This window comes from Parvibaculum sp. MBR-TMA-1.3b-4.2 (assembly GCF_053628815.1).
On the sequence record NZ_JBRJHC010000001.1, the window covers coordinates 1776264 to 1792315 of the forward strand.

21 protein-coding genes are annotated in these 16052 nt (G+C 69.0%); 6 read left to right on the forward strand and 15 right to left on the reverse strand.

The window, feature by feature from the left end; translation table 11 throughout:
- Positions 1–17: 17 nt before the first annotated feature.
- Positions 18–2432 (reverse strand): phage tail tape measure C-terminal domain-containing protein, encoded by a 2415-nt coding sequence (locus ACSSVQ_RS08515; protein ID WP_454182283.1) that lies wholly within the window; start codon positions 2430–2432, stop codon positions 18–20.
- 64 nt (positions 2433–2496) lie between these two features.
- On the opposite strand from ACSSVQ_RS08515, the gene ACSSVQ_RS08520 reads away from it, so the two are divergent.
- A complete protein-coding gene (locus ACSSVQ_RS08520; protein ID WP_007427722.1) occupies positions 2497–2715 on the forward strand; it encodes an AbrB/MazE/SpoVT family DNA-binding domain-containing protein in 219 nt (72 codons plus the stop codon).
- Positions 2715–3095 carry a PIN domain-containing protein gene (locus tag ACSSVQ_RS08525; RefSeq protein WP_454182285.1) on the forward strand — a complete coding sequence of 127 codons (381 nt, stop codon included), beginning with the start codon at positions 2715–2717 and terminating at the stop codon, positions 3093–3095. The genes ACSSVQ_RS08520 and ACSSVQ_RS08525 overlap by 1 nt, the downstream gene beginning before the upstream one ends.
- Here ACSSVQ_RS08525 and ACSSVQ_RS08530 read toward each other — a convergent pair.
- Genes ACSSVQ_RS08530 through ACSSVQ_RS08545 form a run of 4 tightly spaced genes read right to left on the reverse strand, consistent with a single transcriptional unit; the run spans position 3085 to position 5152 of the window.
- On the reverse strand, positions 3085–3318 hold the full coding sequence (locus ACSSVQ_RS08530) for a DUF7697 family protein (RefSeq protein WP_454184673.1): 234 nt from the start codon (positions 3316–3318) through the stop codon (positions 3085–3087). The two genes, ACSSVQ_RS08525 and ACSSVQ_RS08530, sit on opposite strands and share 11 nt — an antisense overlap.
- A complete protein-coding gene (locus ACSSVQ_RS08535; RefSeq protein ID WP_454182287.1) occupies positions 3315–3770 on the reverse strand; it encodes a hypothetical protein in 456 nt (151 codons plus the stop codon). The genes ACSSVQ_RS08530 and ACSSVQ_RS08535 overlap by 4 nt, the downstream gene beginning before the upstream one ends.
- Entirely contained in the window at positions 3767–4708 is a 942-nt protein-coding gene (locus tag ACSSVQ_RS08540; protein ID WP_454182289.1) for a phage tail tube protein, read from the reverse strand. The genes ACSSVQ_RS08535 and ACSSVQ_RS08540 overlap by 4 nt, the downstream gene beginning before the upstream one ends.
- Positions 4709–4732: 24 nt before the next feature.
- Positions 4733–5152 carry a hypothetical protein gene (locus ACSSVQ_RS08545; RefSeq protein WP_454182291.1) on the reverse strand — a complete coding sequence of 140 codons (420 nt, stop codon included), beginning with the start codon at positions 5150–5152 and terminating at the stop codon, positions 4733–4735.
- A gap of 87 nt (positions 5153–5239) precedes the next feature.
- On the opposite strand from ACSSVQ_RS08545, the gene ACSSVQ_RS08550 reads away from it, so the two are divergent.
- Positions 5240–5617 carry a hypothetical protein gene (locus ACSSVQ_RS08550; RefSeq protein ID WP_454182292.1) on the forward strand — a complete coding sequence of 126 codons (378 nt, stop codon included), beginning with the start codon at positions 5240–5242 and terminating at the stop codon, positions 5615–5617.
- A gap of 448 nt (positions 5618–6065) precedes the next feature.
- Here the strand turns inward: ACSSVQ_RS08550 and ACSSVQ_RS08555 are convergent, their stop codons facing one another.
- From ACSSVQ_RS08555 to ACSSVQ_RS08600, 10 genes are all read right to left on the reverse strand, one after another.
- Positions 6066–6914 carry an alpha/beta hydrolase gene (locus ACSSVQ_RS08555; protein WP_454182293.1) on the reverse strand — a complete coding sequence of 283 codons (849 nt, stop codon included), beginning with the start codon at positions 6912–6914 and terminating at the stop codon, positions 6066–6068.
- Between the two features lie 174 nt (positions 6915–7088).
- Positions 7089–7718, reverse strand: coding sequence for a DUF6441 family protein (locus ACSSVQ_RS08560; protein ID WP_454182295.1), 630 nt, complete (start codon positions 7716–7718; stop codon positions 7089–7091).
- Positions 7719–7723: 5 nt separating this feature from the next.
- Positions 7724–8035 carry a head-tail joining protein gene (locus ACSSVQ_RS08565; RefSeq protein ID WP_261521918.1) on the reverse strand — a complete coding sequence of 104 codons (312 nt, stop codon included), beginning with the start codon at positions 8033–8035 and terminating at the stop codon, positions 7724–7726.
- A complete protein-coding gene (locus tag ACSSVQ_RS08570) occupies positions 8035–9048 on the reverse strand; it encodes a major capsid protein (RefSeq protein ID WP_418024696.1) in 1014 nt (337 codons plus the stop codon). The genes ACSSVQ_RS08565 and ACSSVQ_RS08570 overlap by 1 nt, the downstream gene beginning before the upstream one ends.
- A gap of 25 nt (positions 9049–9073) precedes the next feature.
- Positions 9074–9439: a head decoration protein gene (locus ACSSVQ_RS08575; protein WP_454182297.1), complete on the reverse strand. Its 366-nt coding sequence runs from the start codon at positions 9437–9439 to the stop codon at positions 9074–9076.
- Between the two features lie 4 nt (positions 9440–9443).
- Positions 9444–10469: a head maturation protease, ClpP-related gene (locus ACSSVQ_RS08580; RefSeq protein ID WP_454182299.1), complete on the reverse strand. Its 1026-nt coding sequence runs from the start codon at positions 10467–10469 to the stop codon at positions 9444–9446.
- A 4-nt stretch (positions 10470–10473) separates the two neighbouring features.
- Positions 10474–11994, reverse strand: coding sequence for a phage portal protein (locus ACSSVQ_RS08585; protein WP_454182301.1), 1521 nt, complete (start codon positions 11992–11994; stop codon positions 10474–10476).
- A 3-nt stretch (positions 11995–11997) separates the two neighbouring features.
- The gene (locus ACSSVQ_RS08590) at positions 11998–12213 is read right to left on the reverse strand and encodes a phage head-tail joining protein (RefSeq protein ID WP_093359498.1); all 216 of its coding nucleotides are present in this window, start codon (positions 12211–12213) and stop codon (positions 11998–12000) included.
- Positions 12214–12216: 3 nt separating this feature from the next.
- Positions 12217–14166: a phage terminase large subunit family protein gene (locus ACSSVQ_RS08595; RefSeq protein WP_454182302.1), complete on the reverse strand. Its 1950-nt coding sequence runs from the start codon at positions 14164–14166 to the stop codon at positions 12217–12219.
- Entirely contained in the window at positions 14159–14734 is a 576-nt protein-coding gene (locus tag ACSSVQ_RS08600) for a hypothetical protein (protein WP_454182304.1), read from the reverse strand. Before ACSSVQ_RS08600 ends, ACSSVQ_RS08595 begins: the two co-directional genes overlap by 8 nt.
- A gap of 119 nt (positions 14735–14853) precedes the next feature.
- Between ACSSVQ_RS08600 and ACSSVQ_RS08605 the strand changes: the two genes are divergently transcribed.
- From ACSSVQ_RS08605 to ACSSVQ_RS08615, 3 genes are all read left to right on the forward strand, one after another.
- Entirely contained in the window at positions 14854–15162 is a 309-nt protein-coding gene (locus ACSSVQ_RS08605) for a hypothetical protein (RefSeq protein WP_454182306.1), read from the forward strand.
- 94 nt (positions 15163–15256) lie between these two features.
- Complete coding sequence (locus ACSSVQ_RS08610) at positions 15257–15847, forward strand: DUF3489 domain-containing protein (protein WP_454182308.1); 591 nt, start codon at positions 15257–15259, stop codon at positions 15845–15847.
- Entirely contained in the window at positions 15847–16047 is a 201-nt protein-coding gene (locus ACSSVQ_RS08615) for a hypothetical protein (RefSeq protein WP_111405741.1), read from the forward strand. Before ACSSVQ_RS08610 ends, ACSSVQ_RS08615 begins: the two co-directional genes overlap by 1 nt.
- The last annotated feature ends 5 nt before the right edge of the window (positions 16048–16052 follow it).

The following is a 16052-nucleotide window of genomic DNA, read 5'->3' on the forward strand; positions in this document are numbered from 1 at the left end:
CACTTGCGGGGTCGCACTCACATGCCCCTCCGCCCGAGTGACACGGCGCGGGCAATGTCGGCCGCGACCTGCGTGCGCGACTGGCGGAAGCTCTCGGCGTCGCGGGCCATGATGGTGACGTTGACCCCGCCCGCGCCGTAGGCCTGCGCCTCGCGCTGCGACAGCACCCGCTCGCCGCGCTGCAGGATCGCGGGGACCTCGTCGTTGCGAAGCCCGGCCATGCCGCCGCCATGCATCCGGGGCGCTGCGGCGAAGGCCATGGCCGGGACCATCCGCGAGGGCCCGGCCGATCCGACCATCCCACCCGCATGCAGGACGTTGGCGAAGATGCCGCCCGCCCCGGAGAACACGCCGGAGAGCGCATTGGCGATCGGCCCGAGGATGAACCGCCGCGCCGCGAGCTGGGCGAGATCGGCGAGCAGCGAGGTGACGAGGTCGCGGAAGTTCAGCTTGCCGGTCTTCACGAACTGGCCCACCGCGTTCTCGGCGGACTGGAAGGCGCCGACGAGGCTCTGGCCGATGTCGCCGCCGATCTCGCGCGCCTTGGTGGCGTAGTCGGAGAGCGCGGCGGTGACCGCCCGCCAGCCGGTGACGGCCGCGTCGGTCGCGGGCTCCGCTACCGCAGCAGCAGCTCCAGCCGCCGCGCCGGCATCTGTCGCAGCGCGCCCGGCATCGCCGAGCGCCGTCTCCAGCCGCTCGGCCGCGCCGGTGGCCTCGGTCAGCGCATCCGCGCTGGCCTCGTCGGTGCCGCGGACCGCATCCCGCAGCGCCTGCCAGCTTTCGAGCGGCGCGCGGGCGCCTTCCGCCAAATCGCGGGCCGCGCCGCGATAGAGGTTCGCGGACTCGAGCGCCCGATTTGCCGCCTCGGTCAGACCGAGATCGGGCGCGGTCAGCGGGTTGTCCTCGAAGGCCCGGTCGAACGCCGCCTGTGCCGCCGTGGTCGCGGCGGTCGCCGCGCCCTCGAAGCGGTTCTGGATCTCGCCGAGGTCGAGGTCCGGCACCAGCGAGATGCGCCGCTCCGACCCTAGCGCTTCGAGCCCCTGGTTGATGCCGCCGATGAAGCCGTTGATGCGCGAGACCACGCCGTTCAGCATCGCCTCGACGCCATCGACCAGGCTGTTGGCCGCCTGGAACGCCAGGTCGCCGATGGCGGCGGGCAGCAGACCCCAGATCGCCTTGATCGCCTCGTAGGCGCCTTCGAAGGTGTTCGCGGCGGTGTTGCCAAAAGCCACGACGCTCTCGATGGCGCTCTGCATGCCCGAGGCTGCGTCCGCCTTCAGGTCGAAGAACATCGCCGTGGCGGCCGCGCCCGCCGCAGCGGCGCCCATCCTGATCCGTTCCCAGACCTCGACCGCCAGGTCCTTGAGGAGCGACATCGCTTCGCCAAACCCACCCGCACCGGACACGAGGCGGGTGAACTGGTAGACGAGCTCGCCCGCGCCGACGATGAGCGCCCCGATGCCGGTGCGGATCAGCGCCCCTCGCAGGACGACCAGCGCCGTGGCGAGGCCCCGGACCGAGAGCGCCGCGGCGGCCATGCCCGCGACCCAGCGACCGGCGAGGAACGCTGCGAAGGTCGCGGCATAGGTGGTCAGGCGGCCGATGTTGTCGAAGAGGCCGCGGATCGCGATGCCGAGCGGGCCGGTGCGGCTGGCGACCGCCGCCATGGCGTTGGCGACGGCCTGCAGCGCGGGCGCCGCGGCGACGGCCAGCTGGTTCGACAGCCCGCGCCAGATCAGCCCGAGCCGGGAGATCGCGTCGTTCGTGCGCTCGATCTGGTCAGCGTCCTGCTCCGAGACCACGACCCCGAAAGCGAGGACATCCTCGGTCGCCTGGCGCAGCGTCGCGGTGTCGATCCGCGACATCGCGATGGAGCCTTCCTCGCCGAAGAGCTGGCCCGCAACAGCCGCGCGCTCGGCGGCGGGCACGAAGCTCTCGATGGCGGCGTTGATCGCGCCGACCCGCTGGTCCAGCGGCAGGGCGATCAGGTCGGTGGCGGAAAGGCCCAGCCGGTCCAGCGCATCAGCGGCGGGGCCGGTCCCGGCGGCCGCCTGGCTGAGACGGCGCGTCAGATCCTTGGTGGCCTGCTCGATGCCGGACATCGAGACGCCCGCCAGCTCGCCCGCGCGCTCCAGCGTCTGGATCGAGGCGACGGTGGTGCCGAGCGACTGCGCGAGCTTGGCCTGCGCATCGACGGTCTGCAGGCCGGAGCGGATCATCGCCACGCCAGCAGCCGCAGCGGCGGCGACGGCGGCTGCGGCCGCGACCCGGACCCGCCGCGAGAAGGCCGCGAGCCGGGCGTTCGCCACCTCGATCTCCCGGCTGAGCCGCCCGAACCCGCGCGCCCCGGCCTCGCCGACACCTTCCAGCTCGGCGCGCACCTGCCGTCCGCCCACGGCCGCGAGGCGGACGCTGACGCGTTTCTCGGCCATCGGTCAGACTCCTTGCTTTCGCCGCATGGGCGTCTTACGTTTATGCCATCGATCAAGTGAAGGTATGACCATGGCCGAGACCGCGACCCTGTCCTCGAAATTCCAGATCTCGATTCCCAAGGCGATCCGGGCCGCCCAGCACTGGGAGGCCGGGCTGACCTTTGCCTTCATCCCGAAAGGCACGGGCGTCCTGCTTGTGCCGGTGCCCAAGCGGGAGGCGCTGAAGGGGCTCGCGCGCGGCGCGTCCGCCACCGATTATCGCGACCGGACGGATCGGTTCTGATGATCCTCGTCGACACGTCGGCGTGGATCGAGTGGCTCATCGGCTCGCCGACCGGCGAGAAGCTGTCTGAACATCTGCCCGAACAGGCCGAGTGGCTCGTACCGACCATGGTCCAGCTCGAGCTGGCGAAATGGCTGACGCGCGAGGTCGGCGAGGACAAGGCGGATCAGGTAATCGCCTTCACGCAGGTCTGCCATGTGGTGCCGCTCGACACCGAGATCGCGCTGGCGGCGGCGGAGTCGTGCCGCGAGCACAAGCTTGCGACCGCCGACGCGATCATCTTCGCAACTGCCCGCGCACAGGGCGCGATGCTCCTGACCTGCGACGCACATTTCGAGGGACTGCCCGGCGTCACGCTGATCGAGAAGATCAAGGCCTGACCCCCGGGCCACCATTCGCGCTCAGCTCCTCGTTCAGCTTCCGGACCATCACCGCTTCGATGACCGGCAGCAGTTCGGCCATGGCCAGCCGCGGCACGCCGAGCGCGTCACCGAGTGCGAGCGCCGCCGACATGTCCCAGCCGATCACAGCGCCGGGCAGGACACGCAGCTGTCCGCCGAGACGGCCGACCAGGTCCCAGAGCTGCCAGCCCTCTTGCGTCAGCGGCCTGTTGGTGCGGCCCGGGCAGTCCGGGCAGGTTTGCGCGCAGGCTTCGCAGTAGCGCTCGCCCCCGCCGAAGGACCATTCGGCGAGAGCGCGGAGGCGTTTTTTTCCTGTTCCAGAAGCAGGCCTTTGGAGACGTAGGTCAGCTGGAAGGCCTCGAAGATCGGCCAGACATCGAGCAGCGCGTCGATGGCCTCGGGGCTCGGGTCGATGGGCTTGCCGTCCGCATCGCCGATGCCGTCCCAGGCGAGCACGGCCCGCCGCGCCAGCGCCTTGGCGAAGGCGACCGCGCGATCTTCGTCGGACGCCTTCTCCGGCAACGCCTCGACGGCCGGATCGCTGCGCGTCGCCACCATCAGCGCGGTCGTCAGCGGTCGCAGCTGCACCCGGACGCCGGGCGCGAGGTCATGCCAGCGCGGCGCGTTGGTCAGGTCGAGCGTCAGCATCCTCAATACACCTCTATGTCGTTGATCAGGGTTGCGGTGCACATCCGGCCGACCACGCTGTCGCGGGCGGCCTGCCAGTCGAAGGTGACTTGCACCCCCTGCGGTCCGGAAATCTCGATGCGCGGGCGCGGCAGGTAGACGGCGTGCACCGTGAAGGTGAAGCTCTCGCCCGAGGGCAGGACGTAGGCGAACTCGAGCTCGCAGGCCTCGCCGTTGATGGCCTGCGTCACCAGCGTCTGGTCGGCGAAGCGCACCTCGATCCGGCCGGTCAGCGCGGCGATGGAGGGGTCCGCGCCGTCGATGCGGCCGTCCGAGCGGATCGTCTCGATGCGGTCGAGGTTGTTGGCGTAGGTGATCTCGGCCGAGACCACGTTGCCGAGCGCGGTCCCGTTCCGCGTAATCGCGCCGTTGAAATGGCCGAAGCGCTTCAGCTCCAGCGCGGCAGGCGTCCCGGCGCCGGTTGTCGTGCCCACCGTCTCGCCCTGAGCGACCAGCCGCGCCGTTGCCGTCAACAGCCCCGAGCGCTGCATCTGCCAGGTGATCTGGTCGAGCACGCAGCCGGAATACATCGCGTAGCGCGGCACCTCCGGCATGCCGGTCTCGATCGACATCGAGGGAAGCATCCAGGACCCGGACTGGAACTCGTGGCTGTACGGCGCCTCCGCGCCCGTGGTCGTCGGCGTGCCGAAGGCCGCCTTCAGCCAGAAGCCGAAAGCCTCTGCGTCGAGCGGCACCACGACATCGCCGTCGGCCGTCACCGCATCCTTGATCGGCGCCAGCGGATCGCGGCCGTAGCCGAGCAGCTCCGAGTTCAGCAGCAGCTGCTCCGCGCCGAGCGAGGTGCTGGCGAAGGGCATGCGGGTGAAGCCGCTTGCGGGCGGCGTTCCATAAGTCGTCTCGAACGCAAGCGCCATCAGCGCCCGCGCCCCCTGGGCTCGTGCCATGGTGTTCTCCTCGGGTTGTCGGGGTCAGCCGAGCGGATCGGCCGTGGAATAATGCAGGACCACCGGGATCACGGCGGCCTTCAGGCTAGCCGCGCCCTCGACCGGCAGATCGACCGGCCGTGGCGCTTCCGCCTCGACCCAGTCGCAGAGCCCGCCCAGCGTGCGGTCGGCGGCGAGCGCCGTGCCGATCCTGGCGGTCAGCGTGTCGAAGGCGGCGTCACGGTCGGCGCCCTGCACGACCGCCTCGATCTCGGCCCGGTGCTGGTAATGGTAGCGCAGGGGCGACAGCGTCACCTCCGGCTCCCCCGGCTCGCCGTCGCGCAGGATCAGGAGGCCCTCCGCCGGCACGCGCTCGGGCAGAACCTCGCCGCGGAGCGCGGTCGCGGGCAGCACCGAGAGCCGCGCGTGCAGCGCGGCGAGGATGGTTTCGCGAGGGCTGGGCATAGTCTGTCGCTCGACTCGTGCTTGACGCTTGCTTCGACGGTGTTTGGATTGCCAAACGCCGCGAGGCACAAGGCGGCGCGAGGAAAAATGCTGCTTGATCCGCAACGCCTTGAAGGACAGCTCCGAGATGCGACAGCCGTAGACGCAGCCATCCGCGACGCCTACTTGATCTGCGCCCATGCTCAATTCCCTGACGGAACCACGGTGCGCCCTGCCGGACATGGCTACATCGAACGCGAGCTCCGTTTCAAAGCTAAAGGCGACTGGTTTCGTTCAGCGGTCCTCAATCAGAAGTGGGCCCTGTGGTACTTTCGGAAGCCGGCCCTGAATGCTGGGCTTATTGATCCGGGTAAGACCAAAGAGCGATTTCCCGCTTCGGAAGAAACGTCACGCGGGGAAATCAAGCTTCGCGTTCGTAGTTCGCCAGAGGCGCATGCTGGATTGAAATGGGTCGGCGCTGAATAATAAGCTCCGTCGAGCGGGCGGCGATTTCTTGAAGTGGTTACGCACTCACCGAAGCCGCACCTCTACCCAGTTCGCCACAATCATCCCTGGCATGCTGTCGAGCGCACGCTCGACGTCTCAGTCGAAGTCTAACCGTTTCAGCAACTGGTCCGGCGGCACCGGGAGGAAAACCGGCACTGGAGCGCATTGCAGCAAACTGCCAAGGAAGAAGGTAAACGAACATGATCGTTGGATAGGAATGACTTCGCGCGGCGTCCTCGACAGGCAGATCTACGCCCGCGGCGCTTACGCTTCGCACGCTCGCAAAGACCGCCCAGATTATGGTGGGATGGCGTCGCCGAAATGATGCTGGCAGCCAGCGTGTCGAAGGCGGCGTCACGGTCGGAACCTTGCACAACAGCCTCGATCTCGGCCGGATGCTGGTAATGGCAGCGCAGCGGTGAAAGCGTCACCTCAATCTCGCGCGGCTCGGAGAAGCCTCTAGAAATTGAACGATGCCGCCAAGCAATCCTGCATGCAGCGGCAAACTGGGGTCTCGGTAGTCGGCGAGCGGGTCTCTTTCCGAAAGAGCCTTTAGCATATGCGTGCCACCAGCAAGGTGAAGACGCCGCGCTTGCGGCATTGCTCGAACGAGCAAATCAGCGTCTTTAAGACGGACCTGTCGATCCGCGTCGCCTTGAACGATCAGCGCAGGCCCGCGCCATGTCGCAGCGACGTCGGAAGGATCATAGGAAAATAGGTCAATCAGGTATCCCTGCACGCTATCCACAAAAAGCGGCTGCAGGATCGGGGGTATGGACCCGGCTTCCCGGCGACGTCCGCCTTCAAGGTCGGTCACGATCGAGCGGATATCCTCCACTAACGGGGCATTGTGCGGATTGCCTTCCAATTGCTCGATCAGGAGCTCGCCGGCCGGGCGCCCGGGTGTCGCAAGGAGAATTAGGCCGCAAAGATTGGCAGGCGCATTTTGCGCGGCGACAAGGGCCACCAGCCCCCCTTCGGAATGTCCTGCAATCCAGACACATGGAGCAAGGTCCGACACAAACCCAACCCAATTACGGACATCTTCGGCATAGGCCGAGAGGGTAACGTTGTTTGGATTGGCAATCGCCATAGAGCTGCCGTAAAGCCCTCGCTTGTCGATCCGCACGGAAGAAATGCCTGCTTCGGCCAACCCTTCAGCGAGCAGCCGGTAGGTATTCGTCGCAAGGCCCTGGCTTGAATTCCCGTCCCTGTCCGTCGGACCCGAACCGGGAACGATGACGACAGCATGCAGGGCGCCATCGACGACGATCATCTCCCCTTCCAGTGGCCCTTCCGGCCCCGGAATATGGACCGGCTTACCGACGGCAAGTGCAGGAAACAACATAAAGATCAGGAAAACCGTTCGAAGGACGCAGGCCATTTGCACTTGTAGATGCTTGGTCACAAGAGATTGGCCACGACGGCCTTCGCGAAAGCATATCAGATGTCACAGCCGCCTTTCCACCCAGTTCGACACCATCTGCCCCGGTAAGCTGTCGAGCGCCCGGTCTGCATCCCGCCCGAGATCCAGCCGCTTCGGCAACTTGACCTGCGGGACCAGCAGGAAGATCGGCACCGTTGTGCGTCCGCGGCCGGTCTTCGACCGCGACGCGACACCGAGCCCACGACTGTTCAGCCGCCCTTCCGCCACCAGAAGGCTCGGTCCGCGGCGGCGGTAGATGAAGCGGAGACGCAGACCCCGCCGGCGTTCCCACTCGCCGGGGGTGATCTTCGCGCCGCGCAGACCACGCCCGGCGGCTTCGGTCGGGATCGCGAGCCAGAACCCGTCTCTGGAGCGGATCAGCGGGCCGGTGTCGTGGGCGCCGACAATGACCGGGGCCTTGGACCAGACGAGCGCCGCGGCGTTCAGGCTTTCGCCGGCCTTCGGGTAGGTCTGGCTCCGGATCGAGTTCGCGAGCCGTCGCCCGAGCCCGGCGCCTGTGATCTGGCCGCGCCAGGCGGTCTTCAGCCCGGTGCCGGCCTCGCGCATGGCGGCGGTGACCGCCTTCTCGCCGGCCTTCACCTCTGCCGCCATGGCGGCGACGAGATCGGGCGCGATGTCGAGCTTCAGCTTCATCGCGATCAAGCCGGGCGCAGATCGACGGTCCAGACCAGCCGCTCGCGGTCGCGGACGGGCTCGCCCTGGATAAGGAAAGCCTCGCCGTCGATCTCGATCCGGTCGCCGGGACGCGGGTTCGCCACCTCCGCGAGGCGCAGATCCAGCCGAGTGGTTTCCGACCAGATGCGCGCGTCGCCGAAGCCGGTGACGTCGTCGGGTCGGCGCAGGATCGCGCGGACCAGCACCGGCGCGCCGCCCTCGGCGGTGTAGACCACGTCGCGTGCCAGGTGAGCGTCGGCGAAGAGCGCGTCGAGGGCGGCGTCGAAGACGGTCATCAGGTTCGCCGTGCCGAGCGCAGCACCTGCGGCCGGGTGCAAATCGGCAGCGGGTTGCTCTCGATCTCCAGCCGCACCCATTCGTCGCGGTCCCGGTCGGGGATCGTCCGGGCATAGAGCGGCTGGCCGAGCGTGTTGACCGTCTCGAAGGTGTCGGCGGGGGCGTAGTAGATCTCGAAGAGCCCCTCGATGCCCTCGGGATAGAAGAACGCCTTGTCGGTCGGGACCGTGAACCCGACGCCGCCCCGGTAGCGGCGGAAGGTGATGCCGCCGAAGCTGACCTCGTCGGCGACGCGGCCCCGCAGATCGGCCGCCGCGGCGGTGTTGAGATAGGTCTCCCGCACCTCCTTGTGGGCAACGAGATCGGCGAAGAAGGCCGAGCCGCATTCGGCACGGATCTGCACGGCCCCGGCCGAAAGCCCGCCCATCGAGTCCTCGACGCTCTCGATCAGCGCCTGGCAGCGCTTCCGCAGCGCTCCCGAGGCGGGGCTTGCGTTGTCGAGATCGAAGTCGATCTCGGCCGCGGGCGTGATGCCGAACTCGGTGAAATAGTTCACGACGGTGGCGTGGTCCTTCGGGTCCTTCACCAGCCCCTGGATGCCATTCAGGAGGTGGTATTCGAAGGTGGTCTCGGCATCCTGGCGGAGTTTCCTGAGCCGATAAGCCACCTCGGTCTGCACCTGCTGGGTGGCGCTTTCGGAGCCGAAGTCGCGGACGGACTGGATCTCGGAGGCCCAGAGCACGTCCTGCTTCTTGAACTGGCGGCAGACGAAGGCGCGCATCTCGCGCCGGTCGGGCACCTGCTGCTCGTAGGCCGAGCCGCGCTCGGAGAACGGGATCAGCGAGAGTGTGCCATCGCGGCTCTCGATCACCACGGTGCGCGAGCGCACGCCGCGCGGGCTGAAGAGGGCCGAGCCCGAGAGCAGCGCGGGCTTGTAGGGGATGTTCTCGAGCGCACGGGTGAGCTCGACGATGGTGAAGGCATCGCCTTCGAAGATGTCCATGGTGGCCATTTGGATGCCTCCTGTCGGGATTGGGTCAGCGGACGAGGATGCCCGCGGCGAGGAGCGCCGCGTGTGCGGCCGCGATCTCCCCCTCGCTGGGCGTGCCCGCGAAGACGAGGTCGTGGCGGTTGACGATGGCGGGACCGCGGACGACGGCGACGGCCAGCGCATCGCCACCGGACGCATCCGCATTGCCCCAGAGCACCGCGACGGCTGTCTCGGTGCCGTCGACGGCGGCGGGATCGTGCGCGGCGTACTTTCCGGACGCGGTTATCTTGCCGAGCACGGTGCCGGGCTCGAGCGTGCTCGCGGCGACGGTGATCGTCTCGCGGGTGTAGTCGCGGAAGGCTTCCCAGACGAGGAAACCGCCGGGGTGCGTGCCTTCGACGAGCGTGGTCATGGTGTCATCCTTTCAGCTTGAAGGTGCGGGCGACGATCTCGCCCCAGGGGCGCGCGGCCGAGGACCGGCCGGGCTGCGGGTGATGGGGTGCGATCTCGGGCTCGGCCTCGGCCCTGGCGGCGAGGAGCACGGTGCGCACCTCATCGAGGCTCGCGTCCTCTTCGAGGAAACGGCCGGCCATCTGCGCCTGGCCGGCAAGGCGGCAGAGATCGATGACGTCCCGGGCGTGCCCAATGGCCTCGGCCCGGATCACGGCAGGATCCGGCGGCGCGCCGCTGGGCGGTGGCGTCTCGGCCGGCGGCTGAGGGGCGTCGGGGGCGGAAGCCTCATCGCCTTCGGCGTCCACGGCCTGCCCGTCTTCGGCAGCTTCGTCCGTCGCCTCGGAAACTTCGGGGGCGGCGGCGTCGGTCTGCTCGCCAGTGTCCGCTTCAGCTTCGACAGCCTCGACCAGCACCGGCGGCGCATTGCGGAAGCGCCCAATGTCGAAGTTCGCGGCGATGCGGACGGGCTCGATCAGCCGGTCGGCGAAGCCCTGCGCCACGGCGTCGCCAGCGTCGAACCAGGTCTCGGCCGCCATGAGCGCCGAGACTTCCTCCGCTGTCCGACCGGATTTCGCGGCATAGCCCGCGACGAGGCTGCCCTTCACCTTGTCGAGCGCCTCGGCCATGGCGCGCATGTCCTCGGCCGTGCCCATCACGAGACCGGCGGGGTCGTGGATCATCAGGAAGGCGTTCTCGGGCATGACGATCTCGTCGCCCGCCATGGCAATGTAGGAGGCAGCCGAGGCGGCGATGCCGTCGATCCAGACCGTGACCGGGCCCTCGTGGCGCTTCAGCGCGTTGTGGATCGCCACCGCATCGAAGACCGATCCGCCGGGGCTGTTCAGCCGCAGATCGACCGGCGTGCCCTCGGGCAGTGCGCCCAGTTCGGCCAGAAAACCCCTCGCCGAGACCCCGTAGGCGCCGATCTCGTCATAGATCGCCACTTCCGCGCCGGTCCCCCGGGCGCGGATCGCATACCAGCTTGCCATGTCGTCACTCCTGTTCGGTGGCCGGATCGGTCGCCGCCGCGCCGTCGTCCGTGTCGTTGCCGCGACCGTGGCCGGGCTCGGCCCGGGTCGCCGGTGTCGCGCGGACGCCCTGCGTCTCGCCGGGGCTCGTGCGGTAGCGGAGACCGAGCCCCGTCGCGCGCGCAGCGTCGGCGGCGTTCTCGCGGTCCACTTCCTCGATGTCGTAACCGGTGGCCTCGACCACCTTGCGCCGCGAGGTGATGCCCGCCTCCATCGCCAGCACCTGCGCCTGGATGTCCTTCAGCGGATCGACCCAGTCCCAGCGCGGCGGGATCCATTGCACCGGTCGCACCGTCGCGGGATCGGCATCGAGCGCGCCAACGAGCACCGCCGTCTCCAGCCAGCGCCGCCACACCGCGCGGCAGAGCTGGTGCACGATCACGCCGTGCTGCAGCTGGCCGATGCGGCGGCGGAACTCGACGAGTTCGGCGCGCAGGGACGAGTAATTCGCCTGCCGGACATCGCCGGTGACGAGATGATAGGGCAGCCCAAGCGAGGCCGAGACCGCCAGCAGCGTGCGGTACTGGAACGCCTCGTAGCCGCCGCCGACATCCGCGGGCGACGAGAATTTCACGTCCTCGCCCGGCAGCAGCACCTGCATCGTGCCGGGCTCGAGGCTCGCAATGGCGGCCCCGTCGAGATCCGCTTGCGTTTCGCCCATCATGGGCTCTTCCGGCGCGGTCTTGGTGATGAAGCCCGCGAACATCGCCGCGGTCTTCTTCCGGTCGAGCTCGGCGTCGTCGTACTGGTCGAGCAGAAACAGCCGCACCATGGCCGGCGCGATATGCGGCAGTCCGCGGATCTGGCCCGCGTCGATGGGCCGGTAGATGTGCAGCACATCCGCCGCCGGCACGCGCACCGTCTCCGGGATCACCGCGCCCTGATCGGTGCTGTCGCCCGGATGGTGCCGGCGGAAGTGATAGGCCACGCGCCGGCCGATCGCATCGAACTCGATCCCGCAACGGATGCGGTTGCCAGAGGCCAGCACCTCGGTCTTCTCGAAGGGCAGCATGTCGGACTGGAGAAGCTGCAGCTGCAGCGGGACCAGTAGCCCGTCTTCGACCCGACGCGGGCGCATCCGGACGAAGCACTCGCCGGCCACGAACATCTCCCGCGCGACCATGGCCTGCAGGCCGTAGAAGTCCGTCAGCCCGTCCGCATCGGCCTCGTCAGTCCAGGCGAGCCAGAGCTGCTGCACCCGGTCGCGCAGATCGGCGTCCCCGATCAGCGACGAGGGCTTGATGCCATCGCCGACAAGGTTGGCCGCGAAGGCTTCGCAGGCGTTGGCGGCATAGCCGTTCGTCACCACCAGCTCTCGGGACCGCGCCAGCAGACGCGGGCCGCCCGAGGCGACCAGCGCGTTGATGTTCTCGAGCGGCGGGTTCCAGCCGCGCAGCCGGCGTTTCGCCATGGCGCCTTCGAGACGGGCGCGCACGGCAGCGGGGCCGCCGGTCGAGCGGCGGCGGAAACGGTCGAAGAGGCGCATGCTTCAGAGCCCCTTCGCTGTCGTCACGCGCACATGTCGGACGATCCGACGCCCCTCGGCCGCGGCGATCTCGCGGTCCAGCGCTTCGATGGCCCGGTCGATCTCGGCGACGCTGCGATAGTCCACGGTCTTGCCGTCGTAGCTGACCCGCGCCACGCCGGAGGACCGCTGCGCGGTCAGGGCGTCCCGGCGGGCGCGGAGCTCTGCGGCCGTGGCCATGGATCACCTCATGTAGCTCGAGCGCACCGTGCGCCGGCGTGGCATTGATCGTGTCGGGCCGGACGGCGCCTTTGTCGGACTGGCCTCGGGCCCGTCCTGCTTCGCCATACCGAGTTGTGCTTCCAGATCGGCCCACCGCGCCTCAGACCAGCGATCCGCGCCCGCGATCCACGCCGCCGCACGGGCATAGACCCGTGTGTCCAGCGCCTCGTTGCGCTCGCGCAGCTTCTGCCATTCGAGCCGCGTGAAGCCGCGTTTCGTCCGCACGGTCACCAGCTGCTCGGCGGTCAGCTGTTTCAGCCATTCGCCGTCCGCCCAGTCCGGCAGATGGATCGTTCCGGGCGGGCAAAGCGCGCCCTCCGCCTGTTCTTCCCTCGTCGGCCGGTCCTGCCGCAGGAAGCGATAGGTCTCGGCCTTGAAGGTCGATGTGGCCACGGTCCAGAGCCGGGCGCCGCGCCGGAGCCGTTTGCCGGCGACGGTCGCATCGACATAGGTCGGCCCGGTCACCGGGCTCGTCCGGGTGAACCCCTCGACGCCCTTCACCGGCGCCACCTGCGCAAAGCCCACCTGGCGCGACCAGGCATAGACCGCGCTGGTCTCATACCCCGTGTCGATGGCGAGCCGGGCAAGCGTCATCCGCTGGCCAGACCCATGCGCCCATGTTCGCCCGAGCAGGTCGGTCAGCTGCTGCCAGCAGGCCGGATCGCCGGGCCCGCCTTCGAGCACGAGATGATCGACGAGCCAGCTTTCCAGGCCTCGGCCCCAGGCCCATACATCGACCTCGATCCGGTCCTTCTGAACGTCGGCGCCCGCGGTCAGGAACAGCCCCCGCTCCGGGACCGTGCCCGGGGACCACGCTTCACGCCGGTCCGCCAGCCGCTGCCAGTCGGGCGCCTCGCCGGTTTCCATCCAGGTCTCGCCGAGGATGGTGTTCCGGAACGCCCGCATCGCCTCGTCGCTGCCCCGTGCCGCCTCATGCGCCCGCGCGATCCGCTGCCAGCTGAGCCAGCCCACCGGCGAGTAGAGCGCCGACAAGTGGTAGCCGACCGTCGTGGGATCGGTAGCCGTTGCCGTCGCGCGCCACTCGCCGTGCTCGAGCATCCTCGTCTTGTGGTGCTCCGCGATGGGCCGCTCGCAGCCCTCGCAGAGATACTCGGCCGTCTCCGGGCGCCCCTTTTCCCAGCGCAGGCGCTCGAACTTCAGCCACTGCATCGCGTCGCAATGCGGGCACGGCACGAAGTAGCGCCGCTGATCGGACGCCTCGAACTCCCGCTCGATCCGGGAGAGCCCGCGGATCGTCGGGGTCGACACCAGGAACACCTTCCGCCGATGGGCGAAGGTCAGCGAGCGTGCCTCGGCCAGCGTGACCGGATCGCCTTCTTCGTCGGCCGAGGCCGGATAGGCGTCGACCTCGTCGAGGAAGATGTACCGCGCCGGGGTGGACCGCAGCCCGACCGCCGAGTTGGCGCCGGTCATGATCAGGATGCCGCCCGCGAACTCCTTGGACAGCATCGTGTTGCCCGCGTCGCGGGATCGCGCGGGCTTCACCCGATCCCGCAGGTCCGGGCTCTCGTCGATCAGCGGGTCGATCCGCTGCCGCGAGTTTCGCTTGGCCAGTTCCACCGTCGGCTGGACCGCGAGCATCGGGCCCGGCGCCTGGTGGATGACGAAGCCGATCCAGTTGTTGCCGGCCTCGGTCGCGCCGACCTGCGCCGCCTTCATGAACACGATCCGCTGGGTCGGATCGCCGGGCGAGAGCCGGTCCATGATCTCGCGCATGTAGGGCGTGCGCGCGGTCCGGTACTGCCCGGGCTCAGCCGACGCGCGCGAGGCGAGTTTCCGGTGGCGGTCGGCCCAACTCGAGACGGTCAGGTCCGGGTCGGGGCGCAGGCCCCGCGACCAGGCGCGGAGCAACGCGGCGGCGCCGTCGAACCCGACAAGATCGTCATCCAAGCCCGGGTCGGATCTCCGCGAGGCTGTCGAGCTGGGCGCGAACATGGGCCTCCAGAACCTTCTGCATCAGCGCCGCCTCCACCTCGCATGCGTCTCCCAATGCCTCGGTGAGTTCCGAGGCCATCAGCGCGGCCACCCGCGCCGGCCACGTCACCCAAGCGTCGCGCTCGTCGCGCGCGAGCCGGAACATCAGCGTCTCCGCCCGGGCGCGGTCGACCAGTTCCCCCTTCAGCTTCTGGAGTCGGATGCGCCGCTCCTGCGCCTTCAGCACCTCGTTCGCGGTTTTGGCCTGCAGGAAGGTCGTACCGCCGCCGACGGCAGGCGCGGACAGCCCCTGTTCACGGAGCGTGTCGCCGACGGCGGCGACGGCGGCCTCGGGCACGGGTTTCAGCTTCGGCGCCGGCGCTTCCCTGGTCTTCGATGGGTCCGTCGTCTCGGCCCGCCGCTTGTCGGATGCGACAGCGTCGATGCTGCCATCCTCGTGCAGGACGAGCCGCCGCGCCGTCTTCGCCTTCTGGATCGCGCCGCGCGACAGCCCGACATGGGCGGCGTACTGGCGCTCGCTCATGCCCTGCATCGCCACCCTCGATTATCATTCAAAGTCAGGTGCTTATCGAGTTGATAAGCCGCGCCACCGGAGCGAACGTCCGATCACAAGGACGATGCAACTCACCCGGAGCCACCACGATGACAACCCGCCTGAACCCGATCACAACCCAGCGCTTTGAGGCCCGCGCCGAGAAGGCGCGCCGGAACAAGGGTGAGCCCGGTTCCGCCACCGGTTCGAGGAACCGGGCGAACGCGCTCGCGGCCTTCATCGGCAAGAAAGCCGAGATCGACGCGATGCTCGCGCGCCTGCAGGCGCTCAGCGACGACCATTTCAACTGCCACCCCGACGAGGTGGGCTGGGCGATGGTCGGCACCCTCGAACACTACGCCAGCCTGCTGAAGCGCATCACCGACAGCGCCTTCGGCGAGGGCGAACACGCCGAGTGATCTCCGGCCGAGCCGGAACTCCCGCCGCGCGCCCCGCGCGGCTCGGGGTCGTAGAAGGCGCCGCATGACGCGGGCCCGAATCCGGAGACCCCCGATGACCAAGCTTTCCGACACCCAGCTCGTGATCCTCAGCGCCGCCGCGCAGCGCGAGGGCCGCAACGTCCTGCCGCTTCCCGGCTCGCTCCGCGGCGGCGCCGCCACCAAGGTGGTCGGCGCGCTCCTCTCCCGCGGGCTGATCGCCGAAACCACGACCGACAGCCAGACCAAGGCCGACGCCGCCCTCAACCGGATCTGGCGCAATGACGAGGACGGCCGCGCCATCCTCCTGCACATCACGGACGCGGGCCTCGTCGCCATCGGCGTCGAGCCGGAGAGCGGCGACAGCGCGCCCGCGAGCGCCGACGAGGCGCCGAGTGAAGAGGCCTCGCAGGACGCTCCCGCCGAGGCTGGTCCCGCGCCCAAGGCGCGCACACCGCGCACGGGCACGAAGCAGGCGAAGCTGATCGAGATGCTCCGCACCGAGGGCGGCGCGACCATCGACGAGATGGTCGCGGCCTTGGACTGGAGACCGCACACGGTGAGGGGTGCGCTTGCCGGCGCGCTTAAGAAAAAGCTCGGTCTGACCGTCACCTCGGAGAAAGTCGAAGGAAGAGGGCGCTGCTACCGCATCGAGGACGCCGTCTGATGCCGCGGTACAGGGTCAAGATCACCCGTGCCGTCACCGAAAGCACCTGCGTGACCGTCGAGGCACTGTCCCCGGAGGCGGCGCAAGCCGTCGCCTTCGTGGCGCTGGCCGACATGGAGGACGCCTTCTGGACCCTTGATGAGGGTTCGTGGAATGCAGGCCCCGCCTACATCACGGCAGTCGAGCCCGCCGATGTGTGATGTCC